Annotated in this window: 20 protein-coding genes and 1 pseudogene; 3 read left to right on the forward strand and 18 right to left on the reverse strand. The window is 58.0% G+C overall.

The window, feature by feature from the left end:
• Positions 1–7: 7 nt before the first annotated feature.
• The 4 genes from ACLI1O_RS06625 to ACLI1O_RS06640 form a co-directional block, all read right to left on the reverse strand.
• Positions 8–505: a 3'-5' exonuclease gene (locus tag ACLI1O_RS06625; RefSeq protein WP_284771925.1), complete on the reverse strand. Its 498-nt coding sequence runs from the start codon at positions 503–505 to the stop codon at positions 8–10.
• A gap of 437 nt (positions 506–942) precedes the next feature.
• Complete coding sequence (locus ACLI1O_RS06630) at positions 943–1,740, reverse strand: ATP-binding protein (protein WP_349837246.1); 798 nt, start codon at positions 1,738–1,740, stop codon at positions 943–945.
• A gap of 2 nt (positions 1,741–1,742) precedes the next feature.
• Positions 1,743–3,377: an IS21 family transposase gene (istA, locus tag ACLI1O_RS06635; protein WP_239275901.1), complete on the reverse strand. Its 1,635-nt coding sequence runs from the start codon at positions 3,375–3,377 to the stop codon at positions 1,743–1,745.
• Between the two features lie 631 nt (positions 3,378–4,008).
• A complete protein-coding gene (locus tag ACLI1O_RS06640) occupies positions 4,009–7,362 on the reverse strand; it encodes an AAA family ATPase (RefSeq protein ID WP_284772339.1) in 3,354 nt (1,117 codons plus the stop codon).
• A gap of 337 nt (positions 7,363–7,699) precedes the next feature.
• Between ACLI1O_RS06640 and ACLI1O_RS06645 the strand changes: the two are divergent.
• The 3 genes and pseudogenes from ACLI1O_RS06645 (at position 7,700) to ACLI1O_RS06655 (ending at position 10,109) form a co-directional block, all read left to right on the forward strand.
• Positions 7,700–8,917, forward strand: a pseudogene (locus tag ACLI1O_RS06645) (IS3 family transposase).
• A gap of 186 nt (positions 8,918–9,103) precedes the next feature.
• Positions 9,104–9,595, forward strand: a complete 492-nt coding sequence (locus tag ACLI1O_RS06650) for a YbjN domain-containing protein (protein ID WP_005283185.1) — start codon at positions 9,104–9,106, stop codon at positions 9,593–9,595.
• Positions 9,588–10,109, forward strand: a complete 522-nt coding sequence (locus ACLI1O_RS06655; RefSeq protein ID WP_284771495.1) for a YbjN domain-containing protein — start codon at positions 9,588–9,590, stop codon at positions 10,107–10,109. Before ACLI1O_RS06650 ends, ACLI1O_RS06655 begins: the two co-directional genes overlap by 8 nt.
• 134 nt (positions 10,110–10,243) lie before the next feature.
• Here ACLI1O_RS06655 and ACLI1O_RS06660 read toward each other — a convergent pair whose 3' ends face one another.
• The 14 genes from ACLI1O_RS06660 to ACLI1O_RS06725 all read right to left on the reverse strand — a co-directional run bounded on the left by ACLI1O_RS06660 (position 10,244) and on the right by ACLI1O_RS06725 (position 24,466).
• A complete protein-coding gene (locus ACLI1O_RS06660; protein WP_284849660.1) occupies positions 10,244–11,098 on the reverse strand; it encodes a PPK2 family polyphosphate kinase in 855 nt (284 codons plus the stop codon).
• A gap of 90 nt (positions 11,099–11,188) precedes the next feature.
• The gene (gene nusB, locus ACLI1O_RS06665) at positions 11,189–11,827 is read right to left on the reverse strand and encodes a transcription antitermination factor NusB (protein WP_284771493.1); all 639 of its coding nucleotides are present in this window, start codon (positions 11,825–11,827) and stop codon (positions 11,189–11,191) included.
• A gap of 9 nt (positions 11,828–11,836) precedes the next feature.
• On the reverse strand, positions 11,837–12,400 hold the full coding sequence (efp, locus tag ACLI1O_RS06670) for an elongation factor P (RefSeq protein ID WP_023017433.1): 564 nt from the start codon (positions 12,398–12,400) through the stop codon (positions 11,837–11,839).
• A gap of 139 nt (positions 12,401–12,539) precedes the next feature.
• On the reverse strand, positions 12,540–13,646 hold the full coding sequence (locus tag ACLI1O_RS06675) for an aminopeptidase P family protein (protein WP_284771492.1): 1,107 nt from the start codon (positions 13,644–13,646) through the stop codon (positions 12,540–12,542).
• Positions 13,647–13,779: 133 nt separating this feature from the next.
• Positions 13,780–14,208: a type II 3-dehydroquinate dehydratase gene (gene aroQ / locus ACLI1O_RS06680; RefSeq protein WP_284771491.1), complete on the reverse strand. Its 429-nt coding sequence runs from the start codon at positions 14,206–14,208 to the stop codon at positions 13,780–13,782.
• A 2-nt stretch (positions 14,209–14,210) separates the two neighbouring features.
• Positions 14,211–15,281 (reverse strand): 3-dehydroquinate synthase, encoded by a 1,071-nt coding sequence (aroB, locus tag ACLI1O_RS06685; protein ID WP_284771490.1) that lies wholly within the window; start codon positions 15,279–15,281, stop codon positions 14,211–14,213.
• Positions 15,282–15,336: 55 nt separating this feature from the next.
• Positions 15,337–15,876 carry a shikimate kinase gene (locus ACLI1O_RS06690; protein ID WP_278724120.1) on the reverse strand — a complete coding sequence of 180 codons (540 nt, stop codon included), beginning with the start codon at positions 15,874–15,876 and terminating at the stop codon, positions 15,337–15,339.
• A complete protein-coding gene (gene aroC / locus ACLI1O_RS06695) occupies positions 15,877–17,088 on the reverse strand; it encodes a chorismate synthase (protein WP_284771489.1) in 1,212 nt (403 codons plus the stop codon).
• Between the two features lie 61 nt (positions 17,089–17,149).
• A complete protein-coding gene (locus tag ACLI1O_RS06700; RefSeq protein WP_284771488.1) occupies positions 17,150–17,551 on the reverse strand; it encodes an A24 family peptidase in 402 nt (133 codons plus the stop codon).
• A gap of 71 nt (positions 17,552–17,622) precedes the next feature.
• Positions 17,623–18,441 carry a shikimate dehydrogenase gene (locus ACLI1O_RS06705; RefSeq protein WP_284771487.1) on the reverse strand — a complete coding sequence of 273 codons (819 nt, stop codon included), beginning with the start codon at positions 18,439–18,441 and terminating at the stop codon, positions 17,623–17,625.
• Between the two features lie 35 nt (positions 18,442–18,476).
• Positions 18,477–19,670: an endolytic transglycosylase MltG gene (gene mltG / locus ACLI1O_RS06710; RefSeq protein WP_284771499.1), complete on the reverse strand. Its 1,194-nt coding sequence runs from the start codon at positions 19,668–19,670 to the stop codon at positions 18,477–18,479.
• Positions 19,671–19,707: 37 nt separating this feature from the next.
• The gene (gene ruvX / locus ACLI1O_RS06715; RefSeq protein WP_284771486.1) at positions 19,708–20,259 is read right to left on the reverse strand and encodes a Holliday junction resolvase RuvX; all 552 of its coding nucleotides are present in this window, start codon (positions 20,257–20,259) and stop codon (positions 19,708–19,710) included.
• 9 nt (positions 20,260–20,268) lie between these two features.
• A complete protein-coding gene (alaS, locus tag ACLI1O_RS06720; RefSeq protein ID WP_284771485.1) occupies positions 20,269–22,953 on the reverse strand; it encodes an alanine--tRNA ligase in 2,685 nt (894 codons plus the stop codon).
• 127 nt (positions 22,954–23,080) lie between these two features.
• A complete protein-coding gene (locus ACLI1O_RS06725) occupies positions 23,081–24,466 on the reverse strand; it encodes a replication-associated recombination protein A (protein WP_284771484.1) in 1,386 nt (461 codons plus the stop codon).
• Positions 24,467–24,474 lie beyond the last annotated feature (8 nt).

The following is a 24,474-nucleotide window of genomic DNA, read 5'->3' on the forward strand; positions in this document are numbered from 1 at the left end:
AACGCCTCTACGCAGGCAAGAGCTCCGATGCCTCCCCGACCACGCTGACTAGGAGCATGTCGCGGGCACGCGACGCCGCAACATAAAGCAGCGCCCGCTCTCGTTGAAGAGCTTCATCGGCCTCGGCGGGGGCAAGCCCTCTCAATAGGTAACGCTGAGGGAGGGCCGCGGCGTTGACGTCGAGGAGGATGACGTGCGTAAACTCTAAGCCTTTGGCGTTGTGCATCGTCATCACTGCCACTGGGCGCTCCGTGGAGGTGCGGCGGCCAGCACTGACGGCTACGTCGTGCTCACCCAATTGGCGGGCGATCTCTTCGCCGCGCTGGTTGGTACGGGTAAGTACGCCGATGGAGACGTCTTCTTCGCCCTGGGTCCAGTCCTTAATGTGCGCAGCCAGCACTGCGGCTTCCTCCGCTTTGGACTCCGAATGCAGCACAATCGGTGCTGGGCCCTGGCACACTGAGTGGTATCCGGTGAGTTCATCCACGTCCTCTTCGGAGTCCACCCATTCAGTTCCCTCCAAAATCGCGGTGGCATAGCCCAGAGGGCAAAGAGCAGTCCAAACGAGTCTCAGCGACAGCCGGCAGACTCATGAAAGGAGCCCGAGTTTCCGGCTGGAAACAAGCCATCAACCAGATGGTCGTGGCCTACCCCGACAGCTTCGACAATTACCTATAAAACTAACCCCACACTCAAATAACTTGGCACGCTCAAGCTAAATACATATTCGATCCATCCGCGATCGGGCCTGACCCCGGTGTGTCTACTTTCCGAGACCAAGCCCTACCCTCCCCTCAATCCTGATAGCGCCTATCAACCAAATAAACGTACTAATCCCCCTTCCTCGCTAGTAAACATGACGCGGGCTTGTTTTAGGGACCGGTAAGGCGGTACCAGGTACCGGGGTGGCGGTAGCCGCCCGGTAGCCGGTTTTACCCCCGCTTATCGTTTGGACCGTTGACGTTGCTTGAGCTGTTTGCTAAGTGTTCCCCTTTCTTCTTGGAAGTCGTCACGGGTGCGCATGTCTTCACCGATGAGGGTGAGTTTGCTGCCGTTGTTTGCAAGTCGGGATAGGACAGCGTCGGCGATCGCGTTTTCACTAAAGACGCTGTACCAGTATTCCGGCTCGTGCTGGCTGACGATGACGGTTGAGGAATGCTCCCGCTTGACCAGGAGGTTGAATACCTGGGCTAAGGCGAAGGCAGATACGTCCGTGGCCAGGAAGTCGTCGATGACCAACACAGCCGGCTTTGTCAGTTCCTCAAGGAGGGCTTTGCGCTCATAGGCAGCGTCGGCTGTGGCGTCGAACTCGTCGGCTAAGTCGGCGAGTCTAAAGTAGCGTGCGGTTAGTTTATGCCGGCACGCAGCCACGGCTAGGCCTTGGGCGAGGAAGCTTTTGCCGGTGCCGGTAGCTCCCACGATGGTTAGATCTCTGCCGTAGGTAATCCAGTCGCAGGTAGCTAACCGCTCAATACGGTCTGGAGTGATCCCTCGGTTGCTGTGTGCTTCAAAGCGTTCCAAAGCCGCAAGCGCGTTGGGTAGCTTGGCGGCTTTGACGAGTTTTTCGATTACTTTCGAATCACGTGCAGCTACCTGAGCATCGAGAGCTTCTTTGATCTTGTCTTCAAAGGAGTCCAAGTCACGACTGGGATCGTTGACGATCTCCTGCAGCGTCGTGGCAAACACACGCATCCCGCGAAGAGAACCGAGCAGTTCGAAGTCTTCATCGGTAAGAGCCATGGCTATACCTTCCATTCTTTATCAGTGAAGGCAAACGCCCCGGCCCCGCGTACATGCGACACAGAGTCCGGCGTGTCCGCCGTGGGCTGTTGGCGGTGCGCACGCGTAGTGTCGATGGCCGTCGACAGTGGTACATCGGTGGGCAAATACGCCTGTGCTGCGGCCTGTTTTAGATCCTTGAGCTCTTGGGCTACTTTGTTGACGCTGGGGACTGCTTTGCGCGATAACAGCTGACCACAGGCTTGTTCGAGTTCGATTCGGGAGTAATCCTTCGATAGGTTCAGTACGCCCAGAACGCTAGAATATGCTTGGGCTTCGACTTTACGAGCGTTAAACATCTGGCCGATGAGCTGTGCTGTCGCGGTCCCAATACTTTTCGCCCAGTCTTCCAAGCGTTGCCGGTTCCACTGGGTGTTTAAGTCCTTATGGTTGTCGGGGACATGCTCATCCAAGGTGGAGTAGCCATAATTAGCAGGGGCAATACGATGTGAAGCAACAATCTCACCGTCGTAGAAGACATCCAGATAGTCATCAAAAAGTTGCACGTCGACGAACTTGCCCGCTAGCTTCCACGGCACTGAATACCAGTGATTGGCGATCCGGATGTGGTAGTTCATTGCGACCTTGGACTTCTTCCACCGCGACCACGACCACCGCCGGTCGGGCAATGGGCGCAGCAGCTGTTGCTCATGGTCTTCAAACAACTGGCGACGAGAGATATCCTGCCCGCGGAAGGGACGGCGATCGTTGATGAAATCGCTTTGGTCCTCGAGGGCCTTATTGAGCATGTCGAAACTGTAGAACTCCTGGTCGTCGAGGTATTCCACGCACCATTGCTGGGCAATATCCACGGCCTTTTCAACATTCGCCTTATACCGCGGCCGGTAGCCTTTCGCCGCAGTAATACCTATCTGATAGAAATCGGCAAATGTAGAATACTCCGCAACCGGGATACGCCCCCGCAGCCCACAGGAAATCTGTTGCGTGGCTGTGAGCGCGTTATCCGGGATCAACCGCAGCGGACAACCACCGAAATACTCCAAAGCCGCACGGTGGGCTAAAAGCCACGACCGCATTTTTTGATCCGGCCACGCCGATACATGCATCATCCCTGAGTGCGGCAATGAAGCTACAAACAAGTGCGCGGTAACCCGCTGGCCTGAGACAGGATCCACAACGACCATTCCATCGCCCGACCAGTCCACCATGAGCTCGTCACCGGGATCGTGATTCAGTTGCGCTGACAGCTGATGAACATCGACATAATGCTCAAACAGCGAACAGTACTGTCGATACGAATAATGACGCTGACCAGTACCAACAGGGAACTCCAGGTACTTGGCGTGCGCGACTTTCAACGTCACGCGCTTGCCAGAGACCATCCGCTCAGCAACCTTTTTGAAATCCGGTGCGAGGAACTCCGCATCGTTGCGACGCCGGTTATCCGGAAATAGCTCCTCTAACTGGGCATTCGACAATCCAGCAATCCCACGAGCATCGAGTCGATGGTCCCTTACAACGCGACTGGCCTTATCAATCGTCGACTTCGAGACCCCTAAATCGGCTCGAATCTGGTTCCAGGAACGATTCCCGGCAACCAAGGCAAACATGATGGCACGGTAATCCGTCACCACCATCACTCCTTCCACGTGAACGCGACCCACGCGTACACACTGCGTGGGCCGTCCACTAAAGAGTGCCTAAAAACTACCCCCGGTACCCGATATCCGCACCGGTCGGTACTCGATACCGCTCTACCGGTACTAAATAGCGTCGCGCGTCAAGTAAACCACCTTCACAAGTCAAGTAGCAAGACTGGCCCAAGGCTGACTCTAGATCGTTAGAATAGATAATTGAATGGGTTCAACACGGCACCGCATAGAAACAAAATCTATTGGAAGCGTTTCACCCATCGCGCCCCGCCCGCTAAAGTTGAATAACGCCGACGCATGCAAGCAGTTTCACTACATCGGGAAAATTATGATTCAGAGCCCAGACCAGTCTGTACCGGAGAGCTCTACTACCGCTTCACGCCCGAATCACAAGGGGAAAGGCCTGCCAAGGAGGCCGCAGCTGCTGCGATTTCCAGTGCACGCGGACGGTTCGCATAGCTCCCCGTCGTCGCCATCATCGACGCCTCAACGAGGCGTCGATTGCCCTCTCCTTGAAGCTCGGACTTCACTACGTCCCCGGCACTGGAATGCCGGATGACTAGGAGTTGTACCGACTCGACTGATAAAGGAACCGTCTCGTCGGAACAGTTCTTACTCAGCGCTTCCACGTAACAAGGGCAACGGCACCAAAGAGGACGGTGCCGAATGCCGCAACCATCCACGCGAGTATCATTAGTCCAAGGAACGCATCTGGGGCACCAACAGCTGCTCCCACGAATATTGCGATTGTTAACGCAAGCAAACCTAGAGCTGAGCGCTTGAACCAGCGTGGGGACTTTCTCTCCTTGCCGGGCTGAGAGGTTTCCGGGACCGGCTTTGTAACTGGTTCGGGCACCGGGAATGCTGCTGCAGGGGTCGACTGAGCTGGTTCCGCTGATGGTGCCGGCGCGTAGGGAGATTCTTGCTTCGGCGACGGTTCCGCGAACCAAGATAAGGATTCATCTTGGCCGTTCTGCTCACGCTGCTGTGTCGCATCTGCCCGGGGTGATGGTTGCTGCTCAGGCAACGGCTCTGGTTGAGCCTGGCGTGTCGGCTCCCATGGTGTATGAGACAGGCTCCAGCCTTGGGGCGGAGCCGAGGCGTCGGCGGCATCCCCAAGCTCAGGATCCGTGTTAGTGTCCGGCTCTACTGCTTCCGTAGTGGTAGACGGCTCGTCGTCCACAATGAATGGGTTAGCCGCCTGCAGATCTGAAACTGTTGCGGCTGCAGCAACATCCGTTTCTTCCTCTTCCTCGCGCAGTTGCTCCTGCGCCCATGCGGCAAAGTCTTCACGCTTCACTAATGGTTTGTTGTAACGCACCGCAAGGCTTGCTTTGCCGTCTTGGGCTGTGAGGTCATCAGTTACGAGGACATCACACCGTGTCTTGGTTACGGACTGCTTGTAGACCAGACCCAACCCCGCGCAAAATTCTTGGAGCACCGGCCCTTGTGGGTAAAGCTGATTGTCAATGATGGTAGAGCCACGGAACGCTACGCGGGTACCTGGGGACAGGACGTCCGCGGCCCGCGCGACATTGTTTTCTACCTCCGCAACTTGCGAACCGGTAGCAGCAGCCGTCGGAGCGGCCTCAGTTTCCTTCACTGGAGCACTGGCTGGTTCCTCTACTACTGCAGCTCCGGTGTCCGCTGCGGGGGCGGGCGCTTCGAGGAACGGACCGTGTTCATACCAGTACTCGAAATCGTCCTGCGAGATGATCGGCTTCCCAAACTCGCGAGCTGCCTGAGCTTTACGAGACATCGATGCTACATCGCGAGCGACGAGAACATCACACCGTGTCTTCGACATTCCCTTCTTGTACTCAAGGCGGCGGGTACGGCAGATGCGGTCAAGGCGCTCGTCATCGGCGGGGCCGCCGAGGAGCTCGTTACGCCCGGTAAAAGCGATACGAGTCCCCGGAACAAGGAGACTAGGGACATCCACAGGGGCATTATCGACCGCTGGCAGCTCCACGGTACGGGTATCGATGCGTGCGACGCGGGCCTGGATGTCGTCGTAAAGCTCCTGCGTCCACAAGCCCCGCGATACCGCCCATGCAGAAAGAAGTTCGGCGCACTCTTCCACCTCCGCGAATGAACGCGGCATCACGGTGCCACCGGACATCGCTGCCCATGCATTATCCGAATCCGTGGCCTGCAGCTGGTCCAAGATCATCGGCGCTTTCGGCGCCCAAGAAGGAATAAGTACTGCGCCTTCGGTTTCCCGTTCTGCGCGGGGAACTAGTTGTCCGCGTGACGGGGCAATCGTGCCATTCTCATAGGCAACCGCCATCGACTCACACCGGCTGACGACGTCATCACCTTCTGGTTCGAAGCTAAAGTCCCCCACCTCGTACCCGATGCCGAGAGCAACATCCATGCCTTTTTCTTGATGACGTACGGCACGCTCGAGCATGGCAAGACGGTCACCAACGACGATGCCATCTTGAGCCTGACGAAGGAGAAGTGGCCAGAAATCTCCTAACGTCGGTGCCATAGCGAGCCCGCCCACCGGAATCTTATAGCGCTGTCCAAATTCCCCGAGGTCAGCCATCGGATTAATCCACGACCCAAAGCTCGCAACCCGATTACCATTTTGATACACAATCGCATGAATTCGTGCGACGTGTTCACTCATGCCAAAATTCACGCCGTTGAATGACACGAGCACCACACGGTCGGTATTGACGCCGCTACTTACTTCTCGTCTGACACGACGGACAAGGGCGTTGTTGGCACGTATGTGACGAGGCTCCACCGGAGTAGAAAAGCGCAGATGTTCCAAATCAACTGCACGTGATAGTGCAACGTAGAACTGCCCATCGGTGGAAGTACCGCCGGCAAGATCAATGTAGAGCTTTGGGATTGTCTTGCCTTGGCTCTTATGGATGGTAATGGCCCAAGCCAAAATGACTGGGAACTGCCTAATCGTTCCAATTGTCTGGCTAACCAAGCGTGAGCCATCAATTCCCGGCCGGTTAATTTCCCACGTGTGTGGGGCCAGGGTGACCACTTCACCAGTCGCGTCAATCCTCACATCGATCTCGTGCCCAGTTGCCCGCACGATCTGACCAAAACTACCGTTGACGAATCGGCCCTTCGGATCATTAATCACCGTCATGACGCGTGCCCCCTCGGCATAGTGAAGTTCGTCCTCACCGCTGAAGGAATTGGCTGGAAGATCTCCCGTACCTTCCGCAACCGATACGAACTTTTCTGAAGGAAGGTTGGCTAGCTTTTGGCGGTTAATCCTTGCCACCGTCGACTTACGCGACGTCAACGTCACCCAGTCATCGGGCGCATCGAAATCGGGAGCAACCAACTGGTTCAGGGTTTCCAGTGATTCTTCGCCGACACGTCCCTCACGAACCTCGTTGAGAAGGTCAATAAACGTTGGGTCAGCCTGACGCCAGACCTGAGTTAGGTTTATTTCTTCCAAGTCCAGCCGAGCGTACACCTGAGCGGAAAAGAAGTAAGGGGTCTCCCACACCGAATTGAAAAGCTCGGCTTCATTCGGAGTGACAACCGGCGGCAACTGCAGCAAGTCACCGACGAGTACGAGCTGCACACCGCCAAAGGGCTTCCCATTCCCGCGGATACGGCAAAGAGCCTGATCCATCATGTCGAAGAGATCGGCACGAACCATCGAAATCTCGTCCACAACGAGAATGTCAGTCTTCTTAAGCACGTCCCATGTCATGGTGGATGGGTGCCACGAACCACCCTTTTCTAGATCGCTCAGGACCATCGATGGCCGAAACCCGAAAGCTCGGTGAATAGTGAAGCCTTCGATGTTCAGAGCAGCGACACCGGTGGGTGCGGTGACGAGTACTTTCTTGCTCCCCGTGTTCTCAAGGAATTCCCGCAACAGCGTGGACTTGCCGGTTCCGGCTTTACCTGAGATGAGAACGTTTCGTCCTGCGCTGATTAAATCGAGAGCTTGGCGAAATTCTTCAGTAAACGTGATTGCCACGATTCCTCCGAGAGAGTGAGCGGGTCCATGAGAGGTTTAACGGTCACTAACTTATCGGAGTCTTCGGACAAGAGGTAATTCGCACCAAACAGTTGTTCGCCTAGAGCACGATCCCACCTACCCCAAAAAATGCACTGTGCCACTCTGTGTCGTCGGTAGCATAGTCTCAGAACTGAATGTCTCTTCCCGCTCTCCTTGAAGCGCCCAAGATACAGGGCCCTTCCACCACTAGCGAGCTGGTCGAAGTTGTTCAGGATCTGGCCGAGACTGAAGTAGCTGAGGTTACCCTCGTTTAGTGGACACCCGATTAGTGCGGATCTTGTGTCCGTAAGAGAGGATGTTCATTGTGAGTCAACAACGCCAGAAATACACACCTGAGTATCGACGCGAAGCCGCGAACCTGGTAATCGAATCGCAGCGCCCAATTGCTCATGTAGCGAAAGAAATTGGTGTCGCACCTGGTCTTTTAGGCCGATGGGTAAAAAATGAGCGTCAACGCCTAAGGATCTTCCGATGGATTAAGCGAGGCTGATCTTCGTGCGGAGAATGCTCGTCTGCGTCGTGAGCTGGCAGAAGCCAAGATGGATAATGAGTTTTTGTCAAAAGCGACAGCCTTCTTCGCTTTAAGGCAACGCGAAGAGAAAAGTTCGAATTAATGCAGCAGGAGAAGGCTAACTACAGCATCAAGCGCATGGCACGCTTGTTGAAGGTATCTCGGTCTGGATACTACAAATGGACCCATATACAGCAGCAACGCTTAACCGGTAAGGATGATCGTGCATCATTTTACGATGATGTTGATCGCAAGATTCATCAGATTTGGAAAGACTCCGATGAGGTCTATGGTGCTCCGCGGATCACCGCAGAGCTAGGTGAGCGCTACCAGATCAGTGTGAATCGCAAGACTGTGGCCAAGCGGATGCGTCTGATGGGCATTGAAGGGATTTCACCGCGTGCTTTTGTGCCGGTGACAACGATTCAATCTAAGCGTAAATCTGCTCTTCCTGACCTGGTAAAGCGCATGTTTGATACCGGCGAGCTCAATCGAGTATGGATGTCGGACATTACCTACCTGCGCACCGGCGAGGGCTGGTTGTACTTATGCGCAGTTCGCGACGGTCATTCCCGCAGGGTACTGGGCTGGGCTATGGATAGCGTGCAAGATACATACCTGGTCGAACGAGCGCTGCGGATGGCACATACACTGCGTAGTGATGTTCCTGAGGGGCTGGTGTTTCACGCTGACCGGGGAACACAATTTACCAGCGAGCAGCTCTGGGACGTGTGCCGCAACCTAGGGGTTGCTCAGTCGGTAGGGCGCACTGGGGTGTGTTTCGATAACGCGATGGCCGAGTCGTTCTGGTCGACGCTTAAGACCGAGTTCTACGACCGGAAACGCTGGGCAACCCGCGATACTGCGCGTCAGGCTGTGGCTTACTGGATTGAAGTAGTCTACAACCGTCGGCGCCGGCACTCCGCCCTTGGGATGGTCAGCCCTGTCGATTTCGAAAATCACATCACCCAAACCAGAAACGAAGAAAAAATCGCTGCCTAACCGCTAGGTAGCTCTACTACGTGTCCACGATTTGCGGGCAACCCCAGTCACGTACTTCGGTCCGCGTGCCGGACTGTGAACAAGACCTGCCGCAATCCTCACTTGCCAGAAAGCGCCGGTGTAGTTAGGTAAACTAGAAAGGGTTGACCATTATCCCCGATTAGTACATGGATTGAGACTACTTACGTGTCTGAAGAACCAACCCTGTATCCCGATACGCCCATTGAGGATGTCACCCTCGAGCGCATCGGTGAGATTTTTGACTCCGAAAAGCTCGAGTACCGCGTAGAAGAACAGACCGTCGGCGAAGGTGAAACGGTAAAGATCCTGCGCACCGGCTTTTCCAATATCGCTATTGCCCTGCAGGTGCGTGACGATGTCCTCGTGGCGGACTCCGTCTGGCGCGGTAATGCCCCAGCCTCGGAGGGCCCACAACTGCTCATGGTTCTCAACAAGTGGAACCAACAGCACTTCGCGCCGACCCTGCGCTTTTTTGAATCGTCCGAAAATAATCTGGCCGTCTCCGGCGTGCGCGAAATCAACATTTCCCATGGCCTGTCCCGCAACCAGATCGGTGCCTTCGTGATGTCCACCTTGGACTCCATGCTGCAGTCCATGGCTTTTGTTGAAGAGCACTACCCACAGCTTGTCACCTGGGAGGAGCATAACCATGACTAATGCATCCACCGCATCTACCGAAAACAATTTGCCCGAGGTCGATCTGGACCGCGTCGTTGCTGCCATGGGCACCTTCGATATTGAGCTAACCAAGGTGGAAGGCGAAATCGACGCCGCCACCGCCAACCTCAATGGCCTGCCCACCATGTTTGCGGTCTTGGATTCCGTTATCATCGTGCGCTGCGACGTGCCAACCGATGCCTCGTTCTCCAAGGCCGATGCCGGGCTCTTCCTCGCTGCCAACCAGATCAACTCTGTCGCATTCGGCGCGCGAGCCGTTATTTCTGAGCACGACGATATGCTCGTCGTCCGCACCGAGCGCGATATTCCCGCCGCCGCCGGAATGACCGATGAGCAGCTTACCACCGCTTTGAAGAAGGCCGTCGACGCCGTCATCAACGGCCAGGACGCCATGGTGTCTGCCGCCGAGGAAATGGCCAAGCTCGGATCTGAAACCGCTGCGAAGGCCGGAAACGGCAGCGAGGAAAACTCCACGCCGTCCGACAACGCTTAAGCCGCCTTACCTAAGGCCTTCTCCCCCGCACTTGTTTCGCCCCGCCTCGCGCATTCGCGTGCTAGGGCGCGGCGACGGTGCGGGGATTTTTGGGGCGCCTTGCCCTCTTGGGCTCTAGGCGCCGCGGCTAGTGCCTAGTCCGCGTCGAGGATGCGCTGCTTTTCTGCCTCCGGATCGAATTCGGGCGCAGGCCACGACAGGTTCAGGTGCCGCAGTGCATCAACAATGAGGTACTTCAAGGCCATGCGCGCGTATTTCTTATTATCCGTGGGGATAACAAACCACGGCGCCCAAAGCTCATCCGTCCGGCGGATGGCATCCTCATAGGCCGCCATGTATTTATTCCAATAGCCGCGCTCTTCAAGATCTGAAGGATCGTACTTCCAGTACTTATCCTCGCGCTCGGTCCGCTCAATGAGGTTTTCCTTTTGGAACTCCGGCGAGATGTGCAAAAAGACCTTCAAGATCTTTACCCGCTTTCCGGCGAGCTCTTGCTCATACTCACGAATCGCCTCAAAGCGGCGGTCGATCTCTTCCTCATCCCCCCACTCGTGCACGCGTTGAATCAGCACGTCTTCGTAGTGGGACCGGTCAAAGGCCACGACTTGCCCAGGAACCGGATCGTGTTTGCGGATGCGCCACAGGAAATCGTGTTTCATTTCCTCTTCCGTCGGCTTGCCAAAACCGACGGTCTTCGTGCCCTGCGGATCAAAGACGGAAAAGACATGGCGAATGGCCCCGCCTTTGCCGGAGGTATCCATTCCTTGCAGGACTACTAAAAGCGAGGGTGCATCATCGGCATGCGCCCTGCCATTAGCAAAAAGGCGCTCCTGCAAATCATAGAGCTCATCGTCATAGTGTTTGAAGCGGTCTTCTAAGTCAGACTTTGAGCCATCGAATCCTGGAGTCGCCGTGGGATCGACATCGGCAAGCTGAAAGGTCTTTCCGGCGCGGAGGTCGAGCGCATCTTTGATCTTAAATTTACCCATGGCAATCATTGTACAAACGCCACGGTTGGGGCCGTGCGAACCGGCTGTCTCCCGCGGCATAGCGCAGCGGGAGACGGGGAACGGTTTGATTTAGGAGTTTTCCTCTTCCGCGTCTGCTTCCGCTTCCGCAGCCGGGGCTGACTCTTCGGGCTCCTCTGACTCCCCTGGCGCCTCTGCGTGCGTCGAAGCCGCAGGGTCCGCATGGGAGTCTTCGGATCCCGCGGCGTCGCTTTCTTCCTCATCGCCGCCGTTATTCATCGGGCTTAGCTCGGAACGAGATTGCGCGACGTCATCCAAGACCGCGTGGATATACGGTGCGGCTTGATCGTGGGAATACTGCGAGGCCAGCTCCACGCCCTCCACGACGGCCGTCGCGGTGGGAACATCCGGATTAAACAATAGCTCCCAGACCGAAAGGCGCAGGATAGCGCGGTCGACGGCGGGGATGCGGTGCAACTCCCAATTCTGGGAAAGGTAACGCGAGATCGTGTCATCGATAGCGTCTAGCTCTTCTGCTACGCCTTGGACGATGACCTTGGTGTAGTCCGCGATGGGCGCTACAGCGTGGCGATCCTCGCGCGCCAAAGCAACGCGATCCTCAACAATGGCGACGGGATCGACGTCCCGGTTCTCCGCTTCATAGAGGATATCCGCTGCGCGCCGGCGCGCCCGGTAGCGCGCGGTATGCCGTTTATGATTGATATCCCGCTTAGCAGTGTTATCAGACAAGATAAGGCCCTAGTTGTTGACGCGGGACAGGTACTCGCCGGTGCGGGTATCGATCTTTAGTACATTGCCGATTTCAATGAACAGCGGGACCTGGATCTCGGCGCCGGTCTCGAGCGTGGCGGGCTTGGTGCCGCCGGAGGAACGGTCACCCTGCAGGCCTGGCTCGGTGTGCTCTACCTTGAGGTCGACGGAGATAGGAAGCTCCGCGAACAATGCCTCATCCTCGTAGAAGGAGACCTGCACGCGCATGTTTTCCAGCAGGAAACGTGCGGCATCGCCGAACTTATCCGGCGAAAGCTCAAACTGCTCGAAGGTCTTTTCATCCATGACGACATAGCTGGTGCCGTCGTTGTACAGGTAGGTCATGTCGCGGCGGTCCACCGTGGCGGTTTCTACCTTGACACCCGAGTTCCAGGTCTTGTCCACGGTCTTTCCGGAGACGACGTCCTTCAGCTTGGTGCGCACGAATGCTGGGCCCTTGCCCGGCTTAACATGCTGAAACTCGGTGATCTGCATCAGCTTGTTGTCAATCTTGAGAACGAGTCCGTTCTTGAAATCAGTAGTATCAGCCATTGCGGTTAAACTCCCGAATATTGTGGTTGAAAGGTTGAAAGCAAAGTATAAGCCTACCGGATAGCCCGCACCCGCAGGCCACCGGTACCCCCTAAAATCTCTTCCCAAGAAAGGGAGGAGCCGCAGGGGCCAAGCCTACCTATGCGGGCAGCTCAGTAAAGTCCTTGGAGGCGGCGGTAATGATCTTCGGGGCTCCATCGGTGATAATCAGCGTATCTTCGATGCGCACGCCGCCCTTGCCCGGCACATACACGCCCGGTTCGATGGTCAGCGTCATCCCTGGCGCCAGCTCGCCCTTACCGGTCGTGGCGGCAAAGGGTGCTTCATGCACGTCCAAGCCCACGCCGTGCCCGGTGGAGTGGACGAAGTAGTCGCCGTATCCGGCATCGGCGATAACGTTGCGGCAGGCGGCGTCGACATCGGAAAGCGACGTGCCCGCTACCGCAGCCTCGACGCCGGCCTGCTGGGCGCGCAGCACCACATCGTAGATCTCCTTGGCAAAGTCGTTTGCCATACCCACGACATAGGTGCGGGTGCAGTCAGAGTTAAATCCGCGCAGGTGAGCGCCAAAATCGATGGTAACCAAGTCCCCATCCTCGATCACGCGATCGTCCGCGCCGTGGTGTGGCATGGCAGAGTTCGGGCCAGAGGCCACGATGGTATCGAAGCTCACTCGCTCGGAACCTAGGATGCGCATGCGGAATTCCAGATCGGCGGCAACTTCGCGTTCCGTGCGACCCGCCCGCAGCTCGCCGGCGGCAAGAAGGTCTTCCAAGGCCTGGTTAGCAAGCGCCGCGATCTCCTCCAGCTTTTCTAGCTCTACCGGATCCTTCGTGATGCGGATGTCCTCGATGATTCCAGAAATCGGCACCAAGGTGACCCCATCCGGTGCGGAATCCTTCAGATCTTCCAGTTCCGACACGGACATGTAGTCGGCTTCGAAGCCGACGCGAACCGGGGTCTCATCCTTGTCGAATTGCTGTAGGAGCACCTTGCCCACAGAACGGCCCTCGACCGCCTCAAGATCCGGAACTTCCTGGGCAATCTGGGTGGTATAGCGGCCATCGGTAGCCATCAACGCGGAGAGATCCTTGCGCAGCAGCATCCCGCCGTTGGAACCGGAAAATCCGGACAGGTACCGGACGTGGATCAAGTGGGTTACCAATACCGCATCAATGCGCTGACCGGCTAATTCGGCGGCTAGCTTCCGGCGGCGGTCACTGAAACGGGTATCTGCAAGTGCCATAAAATCATCCTTTGCGGGAACGTAGTGAAGCTTAAAAATTTATTCTTCCACTATAACTATTTCCGCGGCACAGGTGGCTAGGTTCGATGCCTTCTTTCCATCTGCGCCCGAGGGGCATCGGTCTGGCCGGTGATTATTGGCATAGATAGTCCACCGCGGCGCAGTACCCAAAGACTCCCAAACCGGCGACGACGCCGCGGGCAATGGGGCTCAAATAAGAATGGTGCCTAAACTCCTCCCGGGCGTGCACGTTGGAGATATGCACCTCCACGAAGCCGGCGCCATCGGCAATCTCTGCCAGGGCGTCGCGCAGAGCAACGGAGGTATGCGTCAGCCCACCTGGGTTAATGATGACTGCACTTCCGGCATCGGCGGCCTCGTGGACCTTCTCAATGAGCTCGCCTTCAAAATTCGACTGGAAAAACTCGACCTCTGCCCCGTGCTTCTCGGCACGCTTGGAAACCAGTTCTTCGACATCACTTAGCGTCGTGGAACCATAGACGTCCGGTTGGCGCTTGCCCAACCTATTTAAGTTCGGGCCATTGAGAACAACGATTTTCATATCTACTCCGTAATGGCGGCATACGCCGCTTCTAGTTCTTCGCGCGTGGGGCCCTCTATCCGCGTCGTCGCACCGATTCCGGTCAGCGCCACGAAGCGGATCTTCCCGTCGCGGTTTTTCTTATCGTGGGTCATCGCCTCATATAATTCCGCGAATTTCCCGGGTTGATACGCCGTAGGCAGGCCGATATTGGTCAGGATGCTGCGGTGCAATTCCACGAGTTCCGCATCTATCAGGCCTCGCTGGTGGGAAAGGTGGGCAATGAACATCATGCCTACGGCTACCGCATTGCCGTGGCGCCACGCATAGTTTTCTTGCCTTTCTATGGCGTGGCCAAAGGTATGCCCATAATTAAGGGTCTCGCGCAGCCCGGCTTCCTTGAGGTCTTCTCCCACCACCGCTGCCTTCACCGCGATGGAACGCTCAATCAATTCCGGCAGGACACCGCGTGGGTCAAGGCAAGCACCTGGATTTTCCACGTAGCGTTCCACGATGACCGGATCATGAATGAACCCGGTCTTAATGATCTCTGCGGAACCAGCCACGATTTCTGCCTGTGGGAGGGTGTCTAGGCGTTCCAGATCGACGAATACAGAATCCGGCTCGTGGAAGGCGCCGACGAGGTTCTTCCCGACCTTCGTATTGATTCCGGTTTTCCCGCCCACCGCGGCATCAACCATGGCGAGAAGGGTCGTAGGAACCTGAATGACCTTAATGCCGCGCATCCATCCGGCGGCGACAAAGCCTGCCATATCCGTAGTTGCCCCGCCGCCTACACCGATGACGACATCGCTGCGGCTAAAACCCGCCTCACCAAGGCGGTCCCACACGTTTCCCACCACGCTCAGTTGCTTGGCCGCCTCAGCATCCGGCACCTCGCACAAGACGGGGGTGACGCCCTGCGCTTCTACGGATTTCGCGAGTTCTTCTGCGGCGGTACGCAGGGCAGGCTGGAAGATGACCGCCGCCTTATCGGCACCCGTGTCCGCACAACGCCGCGCGATATCTTCGCTAAGACCCGCTCCGATGCGGACCTCATACGGGCTCGGTCCGTTAACGGCGATGGTGAGCATTGGACTGTCCTTTCTACGCAGCGATAACCTGCAGGGATGCGGGTGGGGTTCCCGGCTAGAGGGTTTCTAAAAAGCCCAGGATATCGCCCACGACCTGCTGCGGGGAGCGAGTATCCGTGCGTACGCGAAAATCGGCCACCTCAAGATAGAAAGGCCTGCGCGTTTCCACGATTGACCGGTAATGTTCAACCGGGTTATCCGCCGCCAGCACCGGGCGATTGCGGTCGCCGGCCGTGCGGCGCGCGCCTTCTTCTGCGGAAATATCGAGGAAGACGACGGTGTGGCGCTCCAGAAGCTCGCGCGTGGAGGCCGTCATCACCGCGCCGCCGCCCAGGCTTACTACCCCACCCTTCTGCAAGGCTTCAGCGACATGTTCGGCCTCGAGCTCGCGAAACGCCGGTTCGCCTTTCTCACTAAAGACCTCGCCGCAGGGTTTTCCCTCGGCCATTTCAATTAGGTGATCCGAATCCACCAGATCGCAATTCAGCGCATGCGAAAGCCGGCGGCCAATCGTGGACTTTCCCGCCCCGGGCGGGCCAATCAAAACGACGCAAGGATGTGGCTGTCCCGTTACATCGGTTGGCGTTGTCATCATTTACTCCTGGTTAAAGGCGAGTCGCTGCGAAACGTATTCTTCATATGCAGCAATGGCACGGCAGGTCTCGCTCAAGCTATCCCCGCCAAATTTATCTAAAACTGCGCGCGCTAGCACGAGTGAGACCATGGCCTCAGCCACAACTCCTGCTGCCGGAACGGCGCAAACATCTGAGCGCTGGTGAATTGCGGTGGCATCGGCACCGGTTTCCATATCGATCGTCTGCAAGGCGCGCGGCACCGTGGAAATCGGTTTCATAGCGGCGCGGACCCGCAATTGCTGCCCGTTAGTCATGCCGCCTTCCAAGCCGCCGGCCCGGTTGCTCAGGCGAGTTACGCCATCCTCGGTGCGGACCATCTCATCGTGGGCTTCGGAGCCGCGTCGACGCGCTTCATCGAAGCCATCGCCGATTTCTACGCCCTTGATGGCCTGAATACCCATCAATGCTCCAGCCAGCTGTGCGTCCAAGCGGTCATCGCCCGAGATGTGTGAGCCGAGGCCAATGGGGAGGCCATCGACGATTACCTCGACGATGCCGCCCAAGGTATCTCCCTGCTTCTTTGCGGCTTCGATCTCTGAAATCATCGAAGATTCGGCATCCTTACCAAAGGCGCGCACCGGAGAGTTATCGATGTCCTCGATATCCGCAAAACTGGGGGAAGGACCGGCATAGGGCTGCGATGCGCCGATAGAAATCACGTGGGAAAAGACCTCAACGCCCAACGTTTCCCGCAGGAAGTTCCGCGCTACGGTCGCGGCGGCAACCCGCGCAGCGGTCTCGCGCGCAGAAGAACGCTCCAAGATGGGTCGGGCCTCGCTGTGGTTATATTTCACCATGCCCGCAAAATCGGCGTGGCCTGGGCGCGGACGCTGCAAGGGCGCACCTCGGCCCGAATTCATCGCCTTTGCTACGTCCTCATCCTCCATATCGATGGGATCTGCGGACATGACGGTGGTCCATTTCGGCCATTCAGTATTGCCGATCATGATGGCAATCGGGCTACCAATCGTCAGCCCATGGCGGACGCCGCCGAGCAGCGTAACCTCATCGGCCTCGAACTTCATGCGCGCACCGCGGCCATATCCTAGGCGGCGCCGCGCCAGCTGATGAGAAATCTCAGCACGGGTAATGGGTACTCCGGCCGGCATGTGCTCCACCATGGAGATAAGTGCCTGGCCGTGGGATTCACCAGCGGTAGTCCAACGAAGCATGCGGGTATTATCGCACGGCACCTATGCACACGGAGCAACTAGGCACCCCAATATATTCGCCTCACCCCTCAAAGAGGGGATACGCGGCCATAACCAGCCCAGCCGATAGCACCATCGAGGGCCCGTGGGGCACACCGCCCTTGGCCCGCGCGATGCCGCTTGCGAGCAGCGTGAGTACAGCGGAACCGCCGCAGGCGATAATAACCCCCAGTGGGCCTGCCGTGGCACTAACGAGCATGCCCAGCGGCAGGGCCAATTTAATATCTCCCCCGCCGATGCCGGCGCCACAAAGCGCCACTAGGAGGTATAGCAATGGCCAGGCTAACCCACCCCAAGTGGCAAAGGTGACCGATAACACCCCAACGGGGATGGTCAGTGCATCGGGCAAGCGCCGCTCGCGAATATCCCACCAGCACAAGGCGGCTGCCCACAGGCCATAAAGTATTCCCCCGAAAATCCCCATGGCATAAGGCTAAGCGCCGCTTTGCCACTCTTCATGGCAAGGCGGCGCACATGGGCGTATCCCCAGCGTGCTTAGAGGTTGCGCAGGCGAAGCTCTTCCTGCAGGGCCGCGACCATTTCTTCGCGCGGTGCGGAAAGCCCGGTGAATTGCTCAAATTGGCTAAACGCTTGATGCGCCAGCATGACGTGCCCACCCACGGTGAAGTAGCCATTCGCGGCGGCGCAGGCGGCGAGCGTCGTAGGCCACGGGTGATAGATCACATCGAGCACTGGGGCGTGGGCAAGCTGGAAGCGATAATCCTCCAACGCAGCCGAAGGCACGGTGGAAATAATCAAATCCGCGGAGCGGGAAAGGTCCTCGAGGTCATCGTCAAAGGTTGCATACTGCAAATTGAGCCCGAGCCGCTCGGCCAAGGGCTGCAGCTCCGCTTGGCGGTTGGAACGGTTCAAGATGGTGACCTGATCGATCCCGCGTTCTGCCAGCGCCCACAGCGCCGGGCGGGAGGTTCCGCCCGCGCCGATGATAAGCGCCTGGGAGACTGGGCGGAGCCCAATGAGTTCTTGCAGGGCGCCGCGCACGCCCTCGGTATCGGTATTATCCGCGCGCCACCCATGTTCGGTGCGCACCAAGGTATTGGCGGACCCGATAAGCCGTGCCCTATCACTTTGTTCCTCTGCTACCTCGAGCGCGGCGAACTTACCGGGCATGGTCACGGAAAAGCCGCGGTACTCGGGGCCGCATTCTTCCAAGAATGGGGCAAGGGTATCGGCCGTCACCTCAAAGCGGGTATAGGACCACTCCTTGAGCCCCACTGCGGTATACCCCGCGTTGTGCAGGATAGGCGATAACGAGTGTGCGATGGGGCTACCGAGTACTGCGGCGCGCGGCATGGAGAGCGTCTACCTTTCTGGCTGCGGCCTAGTGCCTACTCAGCCGGTTGGTCCGAGGCGGCATCGCCGTTGCCGGCTCCTGCTCCCTCACCCTCGCGCTGAGAGTCAAGGACGCCGGAGCGGATAGCATCGTCCACACGGTCCAGGTGCTCATCGTAGGTATCGGAGAACACGGTGGTGCCGTCCTTATCCACGGTGACGAAGAACTTCCAGTTACCATCGGCAGGTTCTTCCATCGCGCGGATTGCCTCATCAGAAGGCGAGGAAATCGGGGTATCCGGAAGGCCTTCCTTAGCGTAGGTATTCCACGGAGTCTTCTCACCACGCGCCTCATCGGTGGTGGCCAGCTCGACATCCTCCAGACCGTAGTTCACGGTGGAGTCGAACTCGAGGCGCATGGGCTCGTCCAAGCGGTTCAGGATAACGCGGGCTACCTTGTCGAATTCGCCGGCGGGTGCCTCACGCTCCACCAAGGAGGCAGAGGTCAAAAGCTCGTACGGCGAAAGCCCAATGGCCTTGGCGCGGTTTTCGATATCGGTTTCCTCATAACGCTTGGCAGAGCGGGTAATGAGATCCTTCAGGATGTCCTTGGCGCTCATATTCGGGTCCAGAACGTACTGGCCAGGGGCAATAAGGCCCTCAATACGCTTCGGGTCATTGCCGCGTTTCTTAATGGCATCCAGTGCCCAATCCGGTGCGCCGAGCTCCTTAGGATCGGTTTCTGCCGCCGCCTTTTCCAGCTCTTCCTTCTCCAAGCAATTGCCGTCATCGCAGCTGACTTGGGAAATCAAGGAGTAGATACCGAAGCGCACGTCACCGCCGACGACCTTGACGTCCTCCAAGGTCGCACCGCCTTGAACCTCAAGCATGTCCACGCGGTTGTTTTCATCAAGCAACGCCTCTACCGCATTCGCCGCGCTCATTTCTTCTTGCAGCCGGTAGAAGCCAGGTTGAATCTGGCTGGCGCTGTGGTTCATCGATGCCGCGGAGTCGAATGCCTCTTGGGTCTTGACCACATTCTTTTCCACGAGCGTGGGTCCCAGCTCGGACATGGAGGATCCTTCGGGGACCTCCACCAATTGCGTGGTGCCGTTTCCGGCCCCTTCGTAGTCGGCCGAAGAAGTGCCGATGCGTACTCCGATGTAGATCAGAGCTCCTAGAATGACGATGACGGATGCGACCACCACGGCGATGCCGCGCTGGCGCCGCTTGACGTACTTATCATCCATCGATCGCCCGAGGCGTTGTTGGTTACGGCTCACGTATTTAGTCTCCTGAGTTTGAAGGCTGGGCTACTGCATCATCCGAGCGGAGCGCGTTAGCACGCCCATCCAGCCAGGACTGTAGTATTTCCACCGCTGCAGCTTGGTCAATGATTTTTCTGCCCTTCTTTTCGGACACGCCGGACGCGCGCAGCGCGGTGGTTGCCGCTACCGTCGTCAAACGTTCATCAGCCAAGCGTACTGGTGGTGGAACTTTATCTATATTTTCATCTTGATTCAAGCGGCGTCGAATCCGAAACGCAATTTCTTTCGCGTGTTTTACACTTTTTGACCCATTTCCGTGTAAATCACGCGGCAAACCAACAATGACTTCTACCGCGGAATATGCCTCAATAAGCTCGAGAATTCGATCAATGTCTTCTTGATCGCGGTCTTTGAAGCCGGTCTTCCTGGGAACGGTTTCCACAGGGGTAGCGAGGGTGGCCTCGCGGTTGGATGCCGCGACGCCAATTCGCACTGTGCCCACGTCGAGTGCTAATCGGCGGCCCTCGCCTGGGTCATCCACTCCGGGGGAATCTGGTTCAACCTTTGCCACAATGAATCCTTATCGCGACTGCAACAGATCCTTGACGGCCTCAAAGCCCCGCTGCGCACCTTCCGGCGCGGTACCAGAGCCCTGCGCCATGTCTGGCTTGCCGCCGCCGCGGCCGTTGACGTATTCGCCAAGGCGCTTGACGATGTCCCCAGCTTTCACGCCCTCGTCCACCGCCTTGCCCGTAGCGGCGGCAATGAACGGGAACTTGCCCTTATCCACCGCGCCGAGCACGATGACCGCGGCCGTATCCTTCATGCGGTTGCGGATATCGGTGGCCACGGTCCGCAGGTCGCCGCCCGAGGTGCCATCGGGAAGCTGGAGCGTAATGGTCTTGATGCCATTGACCTCGGTAGCCGAGTCGATGATTTCAGAGGCGCGCGCGGTCAGTTGCGCCTTGCGCAGGCCCTCAATTTCCTTTTCGGCCGCCTTGAGCCGCTCCGAAAGCTGCGAAATCCGCTCCGGAAGTTCCTCAGACTGCACCTTTAGCTCGCGGGATACGCCCTCTACCAGCGCGGTTTCCTTGGAGTAGTACCGGAAGGCATCCATGCCGGAGTAGGCCTCAATGCGGCGGGCGCCGGAGCCCACCGAGGACTCGCCAAGCACGGAAACCAGTCCAATTTCTGCCGAGGAACCCACGTGGGTACCGCCGCAGAGCTCGATGGAAAATGGTCCGCCGATTTCCACCACGCGCACCTGGTTGCCGTAGTTTTCACCGAACAGGGCCATGGCGCCCATCGCCTTGGCCTCTTCCAGCGAGGTCTCAATGGTGTTGACGGCCATATTGGAATCGATCGCCTGGTTGGTAATAAGCGCGATTTCTTCCATTTGTTCCTGGCTCAACTGCTCGGTGTAGTTGAAGTCAAAGCGCAGGTAGCCCGGGCGGTTCAGGGAGCCCGCCTGCACTGCGGTGGGTCCCAGCACCTGCCGCAGGGCCGCGTGGATGAGGTGGGTAGCCGAGTGGGCCTGGGTCGCACCGTGGCGCCACTTCTCATCTACGGAAGCCTCAACGGACATGCCCAGGTCGAGCCCACCGGCGGTAACGGAAGCCTTGTGTACCCACAGCTTCTTGCCAATCTTCTGGACGTCATTGACCTCCAAGAGGGATTCGCCCGCGGAAATGCGGCCGCGGTCAGCCATCTGTCCACCGGACTCAGCGTAGAGCGGCGAGTGGTCCAAAATGACCTCAACCTCATCGCCCTCGTGTACCTCGTTGACCTTTTGGCCATCTTTGACCAGCCCGATGACGTTGGCACCCGAGACCAGTTCCTCATAGCCGGTGAATACGGTGGGGTTATTATCCACCCAGTCGCGGTACAAGGAGAGGTCGGTGTGACCGTGCTTCTTGGCCTGGTTATCGGCCTTGGCGCGGCGGCGCTGCTCGCCCATGGCGGCATTAAAGCCGTCCATGTCCACGTCAAGGCCGGCCTCTTGCGCCATTTCCAGGGTGAGGTCGATGGGGAAACCGTAGGTATCGTGCAGCTCGAAGGCCTTGTCACCGGAGAGCACCTTTTGGGTCTTGGCGCGGTGGGTGGAGCGCAGGTCCTCCACGGCTTCATCGAAAAGCTTGGTGCCAGACTCCAGCGTCTTCAAAAACGCCTTTTCCTCGTTGATGGCCACGCGCAGGATTCGCTCGCGGTTATCCGCAATCTCTGGATAGGACGGGGTCATGGTATCCATGACGGTATTCATGAAGCGCTCCATGGTAGCGCCCTCGGCACCCAGCAGCTTTGCTGAGCGAATGATGCGGCGCAGCAAGCGGCGCAGGATATAGCCCCTACCCTCGTTTCCTGGGGTAACACCATCCAAGATGAGCATCATGCCGGTGCGGGAGTGGTCAGCCACCACGCGGAAGCGGATATTTTCCTGCTGCGTTGCCTTCTCGCCGTAGGTGGCGCCGGTAAGCTCCTCGGCGACGTCAATGACCGGGCGCAGCAGGTCGGTCTCGTAAACGTTGTCTACACCCTGCAAGAGGCAGGCGACGCGCTCGATGCCCAAGCCGGTATCGATGTTTTTCTTCGGCAGCTCGCCGACGATCTCAAAATCGCCCTTTCCGGTTCCCTCGCCGCGCTCATTTTGCATGAACACGAGGTTCCAGATCTCCATGTAACGGTTATCGTCCGCAATCGGGCCGCCGTCCTTGCCGTATTCGGGGCCGCGATCGTAATAGATTTCCGAGCAGGGGCCACACGGCCCCGGCACGCCCATGGACCAGTAGTTATCTTCCATGCCTAGGCGCTGGATGCGCTCTTCTGGCACGCCGATCTTATCGCGCCAGATTTCCGCTGCCTCATCATCATCGAGGTACACGGTGACCCACAGGCGCTCCGGATCCAGGCCAAACCCGCCGTCTTCTACGTCTTTGGTCAGCAGGTTCCATGCATTGGAAATGGCGCCTTCCTTGAAGTACTGACCAAAGGAGAAGTTGCCCGCCATTTGGAAGAAGGTGTTGTGGCGGGTGGTAATGCCCACCTCCTCGATATCCAAGGTGCGCACGCACTTCTGGATAGAGGTGGCAAGGCCTTGCGAAAATGGTGGGGTCTGCTGGCCCAAGAAATAGGGCTTGAAGGGCACCATGCCCGCGTTAACGAAAAGCAGGTTAGGGTCATCCAGGATCAAAGAGGCGCTGGGGACAACCTCGTGACCAGAATTGACGAAGTGCTGGGTAAACCGTTCCCGGATCTCATGAGTCTTCACGAGCAATAATCCTAACTGTCTAAGCTTTTATCTTCCATCAAGAAGCTTTCTAACCCACCCAACTTTACCTACAGGTAGGCAGGCTGTGCCCATCGGTGGGGCCAAAACCGGTCGAGCCGGTTCGCACTTAGCGGCGCTTGCCGCGAAGTATCCTGCGCAAACGGCCAATATAGTCAAAGATTCGCTTTTCCGCGCCGTGCTCGGTGGGCTCATAATATACGGTGCCCTCGAGCTCATCGGGCAGGTATTGCTGCTCCACTACCCCGCGCGGGTCATCGTGGGGATAGGAATACCCCGTGGCATTTCCCAGCCGCTTGGCGCCCTCATAGTGCCCATCACGCAGGTGCGGCGGCACGTGGCCCACCTTGCCGGCCGCGACATCGGCCTGCGCCTTAGTAATAGCAGCGATGACGGACGGAGATTTCGGCGCCGTCGCCAAGTGAATCGTTGCCTGCGCCAGTGGGATGCGCGCTTCTGGCAAGCCGATCAGTTGCGCCGCCTCTGCAGCGGCAACGGCGACTTGCAAGGCGGTGGGATCTGCCATGCCAATATCTTCTGAGGCGTGAACCATCAGGCGGCGGGCGATAAACCGGGGATCTTCGCCGGCTTCCACCATGCGCGCTAGGTAGTGCAGCGCGGCATCGACATCGGAGCCGCGGATGGACTTGATGAACGCAGAAGTCACGTCGTAGTGCTGATCGCCGTCACGGTCATAGCGCACCACCGCCCGATTCACGTTATCCGTAATCGTGGCCGCGGTGATCTCGCCGCCATCGTCGACTGCTTCCGCGGCCGCCTCGAGGTAGGTCAGGCTGCGCCGGGCATCGCCACCAGAGAGCACGACAAGCTGGTTGAGCGCCTCATCAGTAATGCTTAGCTCGCGCTCGCCTAGCCCCCGATCGCTGTCTAACGCGCGGCGGGCTACGCCCTTAAGATCCTCCTCGCTCAGCGAGTGCAACTGCAAAAGCAGCGAGCGGGAAAGAAGCGGCGAGACGACCGAGAAGGATGGGTTTTCGGTCGTCGCTGCAACCAGCAGGACCGTCCGGTTTTCAACCGCCGCCAGCAAGGCGTCTTGTTGGGTTTTGGAGAAACGGTGCACCTCATCGATGAAAAGGACCGTTCGGCGGCCGTGGATGAGTTCCTGCCGGGCGTGGGTAATGACTTCGCGCACCTGCTTCACCCCTGAGTCAAGGGCGGAGAGGCCGACGAAGTTTTGGCCCATCTGGCTGGCTATCAGCGAGGCAATCGTCGTCTTGCCAGTACCCGGCGGCCCATACAAAATGACCGAAGCCTCGCCGGACCCCTCGACCAAGCGGCGCAGCGGCTTGCCGGGGGCAAGGAGGTGGTCCTGGCCCACGACCTCTTCTAGAGTCTGTGGGCGCATGCGAGCGGCCAAGGGCGAACCGGAGTGCGTGGCAAAGAGATTGGCTGTGGGAAAAGACGATGGCGAGCCTTCGCCGCCCATAGTGCCACCGGCATTGGGAGAGGCGCCGAAGAGAGAATCCTGGCTCATGTGGTTTT

The sequence above is a fragment of the Corynebacterium sp. LaCa78 genome (assembly GCF_046717505.1).
Classification (GTDB): Bacteria; Actinomycetota; Actinomycetes; order Mycobacteriales; family Mycobacteriaceae; genus Corynebacterium.